The sequence below is a fragment of the Acrocarpospora pleiomorpha genome (genome assembly GCF_009687885.1).
GTDB lineage: Bacteria > Actinomycetota > Actinomycetes > Streptosporangiales > Streptosporangiaceae > Acrocarpospora > Acrocarpospora pleiomorpha.
In genome coordinates this window covers 310000-318432 of sequence record NZ_BLAF01000013.1, presented here as the reverse complement: position 1 = coordinate 318432, position 8433 = coordinate 310000, and the positions used below count along the sequence as shown (strand labels likewise).

The following is an 8433-nucleotide window of genomic DNA, read 5'->3' as shown; positions in this document are numbered from 1 at the left end:
CCCCCCCACCACCCCCGGCAAGAACCACCTCAGGCATCACCGCCGCCAAATCCGCAGCCCGAACAGCCGCCCAATCCGGCCCTCGCAAGGCATGGCCAGAATCCATCCCGCCACGCAATACCCCCAGCCCCGCCGACGACTCAGACTCCTACAGCGAAGAGCTGAGCGGCCTGGCCCTCCTGCAACGGGAACTCGGCGGCCGAGTAATCCAAGAAATCGACCACTCTCACCCCTGACCGCCCAGGACGTCAGGAGTGGGCCGACGGGGGAGCCAATGCCGTTTGGCCGGCTAGCCGGTGATCTCGGGGGTGGCCAGCTCGTTGCCGGTAGCTCCTCTCACCCCTGATCGTCTGGGCTGACGGGGGAGCTAGTTCATACCGTTTCGCCAGCCAGGTCGGTGATCTCGGCGGCTGCCAGCTCGTTGCCGGTAGGCTCCCCCTCGGTGACGGGGCCACCGAAATGCAGCCCGCGAACGGTGCTGGTGCTGAGGTCGTCCGCGCCGAGCGCGTCGATCATCCGGCTGGAGTCGGCGGATCGACGACAACCTCGTCGAAGCCGTACAGGATGGGACGACCCGGCCGCCACTGCGCTGAGATTCTCGGCGGCCCTGATGGGACACTCACCGTCTACGAAGGGCCTTCGACCGAGGCCGGCCCGCAGATCATCGCCAACTCGGCCGACTACGTCGACGATCCCGTCGTATTTCGGCAGTACTGCTGCCACTGCTGTTGGACGGCGCTCTATTCAGCCGTCGTACCGACCGACCACGTGACTCTCAGGTCGGCCGGATGGACAGAGCCGTGGTCCGGAGGTCGTCCGGGGTGAGCGTGCCGGACGGGATCCTGACCGAGACGGCCACTCCGGCAGAGGTCAGCCAGAAGGCCTCCGAGTCGTTGATATACCCCCGATAGGACCCATTCTGGAACTCGTCCAGGTGCCAGGCCTCCGGGTCGTGCTCGTGGTACTCCGCCAAGAAGGCGCGCAACGCCGGGAGTGCGCTCAGCCGTGGGCCGCGCAGGATGGCGATTTTCAGGTCCACGTGGGAGACGCCCTCACTCTCCCGCTCCCAGACCCGGGAAACGAATCGGACGTCCTCCCACTCGTACGCGAAATCGGAGGTCTGACCCCCAACAGGGACGTGACCGATCGTGAAGCCGTCCAACTCGCCGCCGTTCCGGAAAGTCACGCCCATCAAGAGCACAACAGCAGCCATTATTCGGCCGAACAGCATGAGCCCTCCTACGTGTCAGCGCTCAGACGAACCCGGGCAGCCGCATGGCGGTGGTCGTTGGGGGAGGTTTTGGTGATGATGTGTTCCAAGATTTCGCCGTCGTCATGGCCGGTGGGGGTCTGGGCGAAGGTCCACAGGTCGTCGATGGAACCTCTGGCGAGGAGCTCGGAGCGTACCCGCGCGTCTAGTTCGTCGCGTTCGCGGCGAAGAGCGGGGGATTCGGAGCGTGGTAACAGCGGTCCTTGGTAGAGGCGCGTGATCGTCGCCAGGTCCCCGGTGGACAGGGCCCGGCGGACGCTGAGGACGTCCGATTCGACCTCCCCGACCAGCCGGTACGGCTTCGCGGCCACGGCCCCGGACAGCTGCGCCCTGAGCCGGTGGATCTCCGCCCGGATCGTCACCGGATTGCCCTCATCGCCGTACAGCAGAAAGGACAGCTGCTCGGCGGTGAGCCCGCGCGGATGGGAGGCGAGCAGCGCGAGGATCTCGGCGTGCCGGAGGGAGAGCGGCACGTGGGCGCCGTCGAGTTCGGCGTGGGGGCGCTCGGAGCCGAGCAGGGTGAGGCGGAGGCGGGGCGGTTCCGAGACGCCGAACGGCATGATCAGGTAGGCGTCGCCGAGGGATTCGACCCGCGCGGCTCGCCCGTCAGGAAGCACCATTCGATCACTGGCCACCGGCAGCGTGAGCCGCTCGCCGCCAAGCCCGCTGATGACCCGCCCGGAGGGGGTCACCAGCAGCCCGGACGCCCGTAACCGGCTCTGGTGCCGGGACCGGATCCGCTCGTCGGACTCGCGCATCCGCAACGCCAGGTGGCTCTCCGCCAGCTGGGCGGCGGCCCCGACCAGCGCGACGGTCGCGGGCGGCAGCGACTTGGTGGTGCCGCTGATGTCGACGCACCCCAGCACCGACCCGGTATCCGGATCGATGATCGGCGACCCCACGCACGACCAGTGATGCAGCACCCTGATCAGATGCTCCGCCGAGTACACCGGCGTCGGTCGCCCGGTCGCCAGCGCGGTCCCGATGCCGTTGGTGCCCACCGCCTCCTCCGACCAGGCGAAGCCGGCCGCCAGCCCGATCGTGTCCGCACGCTGGAGCACCTCGCGGTGCCCGTCCCGCCAGAGGATGTGCCCGTCCGCGTCGGCGACCACCATGATGTGCGCGGCCTCGTCGGCGATCTGCAGCAGGGTGTGGTTCAGCAGCGGCAGCACCTCGTTCAACGGGTGCGCCGAGCGCGCGTCTCCGATGTCGCCCGCGTCGTAGACGAGCGGCGCGGCCCGCACCTCGGGGTGGATCCCCGCCTCCAGCGAGCGCCGCCAAGAGGCGGAGATGACCTTCCGGGGGCCTCCCCCGTTCGGCATATTTCCGGACATGACGGCTTCGTGCATCCGGCGGAATCGCGTTTCCTGCATTGTCATCCCAGTCTTCCCGGACAAGCCTGTGTGGACCGGAAGGGGGCCCTCAGCCGATTACGATAATCTCCATGAGTAACCGATTGATCGCAACCTGTATGCAACCTTAGGCGAGTTACGTTGGGCACACCACACCGGGCCGCGGCCGACCTGGAGTGGTTGAGGCCGGGTCTCGGACGCTTGGAGGGGGGCCGGGACCCGGCCTGGGGCTCTTGATGGAGCGGAACACACACCGTGCGCCGGTGTTCAGATGAGCCGCGAACACCGTAGGCTCGGTCGCGACGGCATGTCGCCATCCGGCTGAGGAGTGCACGATTGTGAACCCAGGAGATGTGAACCTGCAGCAGTTGCTGGAGCAGGCCCAGCTGGTGCAGCAGCAGCTCGCATCGGCCCAGCAGGAGCTGAACGACGCCCAGGTGGAGGGCACCTCGGGCGGCGGCATGGTGGTGGCCACCGTGAACGGCAGTGGCGAGCTGCTCGAGCTCACGATCGACCCGAAGGCGATCGATCCGAAGGATCCCGAGGAGACCGCGGAGACCATCGCCGACCTGGTCATCGCCGCCGTGCGAGACGCGGTCAGGGCCGCCGCCGAACTCCAGCAGGAAAAGCTCGGCCCGCTCGCGCAGGGCCTCGGCGGGGGCGGCTTCGGCCAGCTCCCCGGGTTCTAGCGGTCATGTACGAAGGCGTCGTCCAGAACCTGATCGACGAGCTCGGGCTGCTGCCGGGCGTCGGTCCCAAGAGCGCCCAGCGGATCGCGTTCCACCTGCTCGCGGCCGATCCGGCCGAGGTGAAGCGGCTGGCGCACGCGCTGCTGGAGGTCAAGGAGAAGGTCAGCTTCTGCCGGGTCTGCGGGAACGTGGCCGCCGAGCAGGAGTGCCGGGTCTGCCGTGACCCGCGCCGCGACCCCCAGGTGATCTGCGTGGTGGAGGAGTCCAAGGACGTCATCGCGATCGAGAAGACACGCGAGTTCCGCGGTCGTTATCACGTGCTCGGCGGCGCGATCAGCCCGATCGACGGCGTCGGGCCCGACGATCTGCGGATCCGGGAACTGATGACCCGGCTGGCCGACGGCGCGGTGACGGAGCTGATCCTGGCCACCGACCCGAACCTGGAAGGCGAGGCGACGGCCACATATCTCGCTAGGCTCGTCAAGCCCATGGGACTCAGAGTGACACGATTGGCCAGCGGTCTGCCCGTGGGCGGTGATCTCGAGTATGCCGACGAGGTCACCCTGGGCCGCGCATTCGAGGGACGGAGGCTCCTGGATGTTTGATGAGTGGAACGCGCTGGCCGACCGGGTTGCCGGGCACGCGCAGAACTATCTTGACGGCCTGACCCGGCTGGCGGGCGGGGAGGGCGGGAACGCCATCCTGCCGCTGCTGCTGGTCGAGGTCGCCCAGGTGAGCCTGGCCGGAACCCAGCTCGCGGCGGTGCAGGACGTGATCCTGCAGGGCAACTTCGAGCCCGCGCTGAGCGAGGATCCCGACATAGATCCGTTGCGTACGGCTCTCGCCGCCCGGCTGGGCCCGGTGGACGATTACGCCGAGGTGTTCGATCCGTACAAGGACACGGCGGTCACGCCGTACCGGCTGTCGGATGATCTGACGGCGGTGGCGGCGGATCTGATTCACGGGCTGCGCCACTATCGGGCCGGGCGTCCGCTTGAGGCGTTGTGGTGGTGGCAGTACTCATATTTCAACACCTGGGGGAACCACGCCGGGGCGGCGCTGCGGGCCTTGCAGGCGCTGGTCGCGCATACTCGGCTTGATGTGGCCGAGGAGACTACCACAGTCTGAGCTGTCCAGATGGCGGACTAAACCAGTTGGGCTGGTGAGACGCGCCGTTAGACTGTGAGCTCCACGTCCCAAATTTGTACGGGAGACACTCCAGTGGCGCTCGTTGTCCAGAAATATGGTGGTTCGTCCGTCGCCGACGCCTCCTGCATCAAGCGGGTGGCGCAGCGGATCGTCGCGACGAAAAAAGCCGGCAACGACGTCGTGGTGATCGTCTCCGCCATGGGCGACACGACGGACGAGCTGCTCGAGCTGGCGAAGCAGGTGTCGCCACTCCCGCCGGGGCGCGAACTGGACATGCTCCTGACCTCCGGCGAGCGCATCTCGATGGCGCTGCTGGCGATGGCGATCGCCAACCTCGGGCACGAGGCGCGCAGCTTCACCGGCTCGCAGGCGGGCGTGATCACCGACTCCTCGCACGGCAGGGCGCGCATCATCGACGTGACGCCGTCGCGGCTGCGCGAGTCCATCGGGAACGGCCACATCGCGATCGTGGCCGGGTTCCAGGGCGTCTCGCAGAACACCAAGGACATCACCACCCTCGGCCGCGGCGGCTCCGACACCACGGCCGTCGCGCTCGCCGCCGCCCTCCAGGCGGACGTCTGCGAGATCTACACCGATGTGGATGGCATTTTCACCGCCGATCCGCGGATCGTGAAGCGGGCCAAGAAGATCCCGCACCTCTCGTACGAGGAGACGCTGGAGATGGCGGCCTGCGGGGCCAAGATCCTGCACCTGCGCTGCGTGGAGTACGCGCGCAGGTTCAACGTCCCGATCCATGTCAGAAGCTCGTTCAGCACCAGGGAAGGCACCTGGGTCTTCTCCGATCCCAAGACCGAAGGAAGCGAGATGGAGCAGCCCATCATCTCCGGCGTGGCGCATGACCGGAGCGAGGCCAAGATCACTGTGGTCGGGGTGCCGGACAAAGTGGGCGAGGCCGCGGCCATCTTCCGCACCCTGGCGGATGCCGAGATCAACATCGACATGATCGTGCAGAACGTGTCCGCGGCGGCCACCGGCCGTACCGACATCTCGTTCACGCTGCCGACGGCGGACGCGCAGACCGCGCTGACCGCGTTGAAGAAGATCCAGGATCAGGTGGTGTTCGAGAGCCTGCTATTCGACGACCAGATCGGGAAGGTGTCGCTGATCGGGGCGGGCATGCGCTCGCATCCGGGGGTCACCGCCAAGTTCTTCGGGGCGCTGGCGGATGCCGGGGTGAACATCGAGATGATCTCCACGTCGGAGATCCGGATCTCGGTGATCGTGGGGCAGAACGAGGTGGACGCGGCCGTCAACGCCGCGCACTCGGCGTTCGATCTGGACGCCGACCAGGTAGAGGCCGTGGTGTACGGGGGGACCGGACGATGAGCAAGCCCACTCTTGCCCTGGTGGGGGCGACCGGTGCCGTCGGCACCGTGATGCGCGAGATCATCTCGTCTCGCGCGGACATTTACGGCGAGATCCGGCTGGTCGCGTCGGCGCGGTCGGCGGGGAAGGTCCTGCGGGTGCGCGGCGAGGACGTGGTCGTCCAGGCGCTGGCCCCCGAGGTCTTCGACGGCGTGGACATCGCGATCTTCGATGTGCCCGACGAGGTCTCCGCCGACTGGGTTCCGATCGCGGCCGCGCGCGGCGCCATCGCCATCGACAAGTCCGGAACTTTCCGGATGAATCCGCAGGTTCCGTTGGTCGTTCCCGAGGTCAATCCCGACGACGCGAGAACCCGGCCGCTCGGCATCGTCTCCACGCCCAACTGCACGACCCTCTCGATGATGGCCGCGATGGGCGCTCTGCACGCGGAGTACGGCCTGCGGGAGCTTGTCGTGGCTTCGTATCAGGCCGTGTCCGGGGCAGGAGTCGCCGGTTCCGCTCGTCTTTACGATGAGATCGAAGCCCTGGCTGGGGACCGGACGATCGGCCAGACCGCCGGTGATGTCCGGAAGGCCCTCCAGAACAAGCTGCCTGAGGAGTCGCCGTTCCCGGCTCCGGTGGCGTTCAACGTCGTGCCGTGGGCGGGGTCGCTCAAGGAGGACGGCTGGGCGTCGGAGGAACTCAAGCTCCGCAACGAGTCGCGCAAGATCCTCGGCATTGCGGACCTCAAGGTGTCCGCGACCTGCGTGCGGGTGCCGGTGATCACCACTCACTCGCTGGCCGTGCACGCGACTTTCGCGGGCGAGGTCACGGTCGCGGACGCCCATCGCATCCTGAACGCCGCGCCGACGGTGGTCGTGATGGACGATCCGGCGAACGGTGTGTATCCGACCCCCGCGGACGTGGTCGGGACCGACCCGACGTATGTGGGACGAGTCCGCCAGGCGATCGACTTCCCGAACACGCTCGATCTGTTCGTGTGCGGGGACAATCTCCGCAAGGGAGCCGCTCTGAACGCTGCCGAGATCGCGGAACTCATCGTCGCCACGGAGTTCTGACGAGACCGGGGACCCTCGGCGTTGAGGGTCCCCGTGTCGTTAGTGCAGTAGTAGGTCCCAGTGGTCGGGTTCGCGGGCGTATATGTCGTTTTCCTTGTTGCGGTAGAGGGCGGCTCCGTCCCCCCGGGTGCGGTAGAAACGGAATTTTCGGGTTATATATGAGTCGATGCATTCATTGTGTCTGATGTCGACTTTGTAGCCGTTGCCGTGGCTGTAGACGCCGTGGGCGTGGCCGGTTTCGGTGCCGCCGGTGATGACGATTCGGCAGCCGCTGCGGCGTTTGAGGTCGATGGTTTTCATGAGTGTGCCGTACCGGATCGAGTGGAGCGAGGTGCAGTACGGGCGGTTCTGGTCGGTGCATCTGCCGGTGGCCTGCCAGCCGAGGCCGGCTCGGGAGATGCGGCGCATGGCACGGTTACCGCTGATTCGCAGGCCGGACGCGCGGCCGTGCCACGTGGTGCCTCTCACCTTGCCTTTCGTGGCCGCGATCCGGTGGCGCAGGGCGGCGGCGGCCCGGCCTTTCGTGCGGAGCGCCTGGAGCGGCGGCCGGATCTGCACCGATGACGCCGGAGCACGCCGGATCGGCGTCCCGCCGTTGGTGTCCTGGCGGGCAGCGGTGTCCTGCTGGGCGGTGGTGTCGTGGCGAGCCGCGGCCGGCCTGCTGTTCATGGGCAGGGTGGTCAGGACAATCATCGTCATTCCGGCCGCACCCCACAAAGTGTGACGTAACTGCACCTCGGTTTCCCCCGTTACTCTCAGTCGTGGGGGAGTTGCCAAAAGGATCAATCCCACCGGGATGTCGCGCCCATCCCTGTGTGGGGTGAGAGTTTGCCCCAGGATGCGCATCATCTGGTGGGTCCATGACCTAACGGGGGCGGGAGCCGTACAGTGACCGATGTGCCCGAGCCGCGTGTGAGAGCTTCCGAGAGGACCAGGGAGCTGATTGTGGAGACAGCCCTCCGGCTGTTCAGGGAACGGGGGTTCGAGGCCACGACAATGCGGGCAATCGCCTCCGAAGCGGGCGTTTCCGTGGGTAACGCGTATTACTACTTCGCTTCGAAGGAACAGCTGATCCAGGCGTACTACGACCGGGCGCAGGCCGAGCATGAAGCGGCGTGTGCGGAGGTGCTGGCCACCGAGGGGTCGTTCGCCGCGCGGCTGCGCGGGGTGCTGTGCGCGTGGGTGCGGGTGTCGGAGCCGTACCATGAATTCGCGGTTAAATTCTATAAACACGCGGCCGAGCCGAGCAATCCGCTGAATCCATTCAGCGCGGATTCCGCGCCGGCGCGGGAGTCGTCTGTCGCGATTTATCGCCAGGTTGTGGACGGTTGTACGGATCGAATGGACCCCGAACTCCGGTCGGAGTTGCCGGAGTTGTTGTGGTTGCTTTCGATGGGCGTGGTTTTGTTCTGGGTACACGACACATCCGCTGGATGCGCGCGGACCTACCGCCTGATCGATAGAACCGTGCCGCTGGTCGATAGGCTCGTCGGGTTGTCGTACTTGCCCGGTTTGCGCGGTGTGACCAGGGACTTCATCGAGGTCGTCCGCGAGCTTCGAGAGTGAGG

10 protein-coding genes and 1 pseudogene are annotated in these 8433 nt (G+C 67.0%); 7 read left to right on the top strand and 4 right to left on the bottom strand.

All coding sequences use genetic code 11. From position 1 onward, the window contains the following. A pseudogene (locus Aple_RS53235) lies at positions 1-236 on the top strand (DNA polymerase III subunit gamma and tau); the annotation flags it as partial. Between the two features lie 136 nt (positions 237-372). Here Aple_RS53235 and Aple_RS13775 read toward each other — a convergent pair. From Aple_RS13775 to Aple_RS13765, 3 genes are all read right to left on the bottom strand, one after another. Beyond that, entirely contained in the window at positions 373-516 is a 144-nt protein-coding gene (locus Aple_RS13775) for a hypothetical protein (RefSeq protein ID WP_218038311.1), read from the bottom strand. A gap of 259 nt (positions 517-775) precedes the next feature. Beyond that, positions 776-1192 (bottom strand): hypothetical protein, encoded by a 417-nt coding sequence (locus tag Aple_RS13770; RefSeq protein WP_155344939.1) that lies wholly within the window; start codon positions 1190-1192, stop codon positions 776-778. Positions 1193-1239: 47 nt separating this feature from the next. Next, on the bottom strand, positions 1240-2649 hold the full coding sequence (locus tag Aple_RS13765; RefSeq protein ID WP_155344938.1) for a helix-turn-helix domain-containing protein: 1410 nt from the start codon (positions 2647-2649) through the stop codon (positions 1240-1242). 311 nt (positions 2650-2960) lie between these two features. Here Aple_RS13765 and Aple_RS13760 point away from each other — a divergent pair, with 311 nt between their 5' ends. The 5 genes from Aple_RS13760 to Aple_RS13740 all read left to right on the top strand — a co-directional run bounded on the left by Aple_RS13760 (position 2961) and on the right by Aple_RS13740 (position 6865). Then, positions 2961-3311, top strand: coding sequence for a YbaB/EbfC family nucleoid-associated protein (locus Aple_RS13760; protein ID WP_155344937.1), 351 nt, complete (start codon positions 2961-2963; stop codon positions 3309-3311). Positions 3312-3316: 5 nt separating this feature from the next. Then, positions 3317-3916, top strand: a complete 600-nt coding sequence (recR, locus tag Aple_RS13755; RefSeq protein WP_155344936.1) for a recombination mediator RecR — start codon at positions 3317-3319, stop codon at positions 3914-3916. Continuing rightward, positions 3909-4439, top strand: coding sequence for a DUF5063 domain-containing protein (locus Aple_RS13750; RefSeq protein WP_155344935.1), 531 nt, complete (start codon positions 3909-3911; stop codon positions 4437-4439). The genes recR and Aple_RS13750 overlap by 8 nt, the downstream gene beginning before the upstream one ends. A 93-nt stretch (positions 4440-4532) precedes the next feature. Beyond that, positions 4533-5807, top strand: coding sequence for an aspartate kinase (locus tag Aple_RS13745; protein ID WP_155344934.1), 1275 nt, complete (start codon positions 4533-4535; stop codon positions 5805-5807). Beyond that, positions 5804-6865 carry an aspartate-semialdehyde dehydrogenase gene (locus Aple_RS13740; RefSeq protein WP_155344933.1) on the top strand — a complete coding sequence of 354 codons (1062 nt, stop codon included), beginning with the start codon at positions 5804-5806 and terminating at the stop codon, positions 6863-6865. Before Aple_RS13745 ends, Aple_RS13740 begins: the two co-directional genes overlap by 4 nt. A gap of 39 nt (positions 6866-6904) precedes the next feature. Here the strand turns inward: Aple_RS13740 and Aple_RS53230 are convergent, their stop codons facing one another. Then, a complete protein-coding gene (locus tag Aple_RS53230; protein WP_218038310.1) occupies positions 6905-7564 on the bottom strand; it encodes a hypothetical protein in 660 nt (219 codons plus the stop codon). A 246-nt stretch (positions 7565-7810) separates the two neighbouring features. On the opposite strand from Aple_RS53230, the gene Aple_RS13730 reads away from it, so the two are divergent. After that, on the top strand, positions 7811-8431 hold the full coding sequence (locus Aple_RS13730; RefSeq protein ID WP_246264435.1) for a TetR/AcrR family transcriptional regulator: 621 nt from the start codon (positions 7811-7813) through the stop codon (positions 8429-8431). Positions 8432-8433 lie beyond the last annotated feature (2 nt).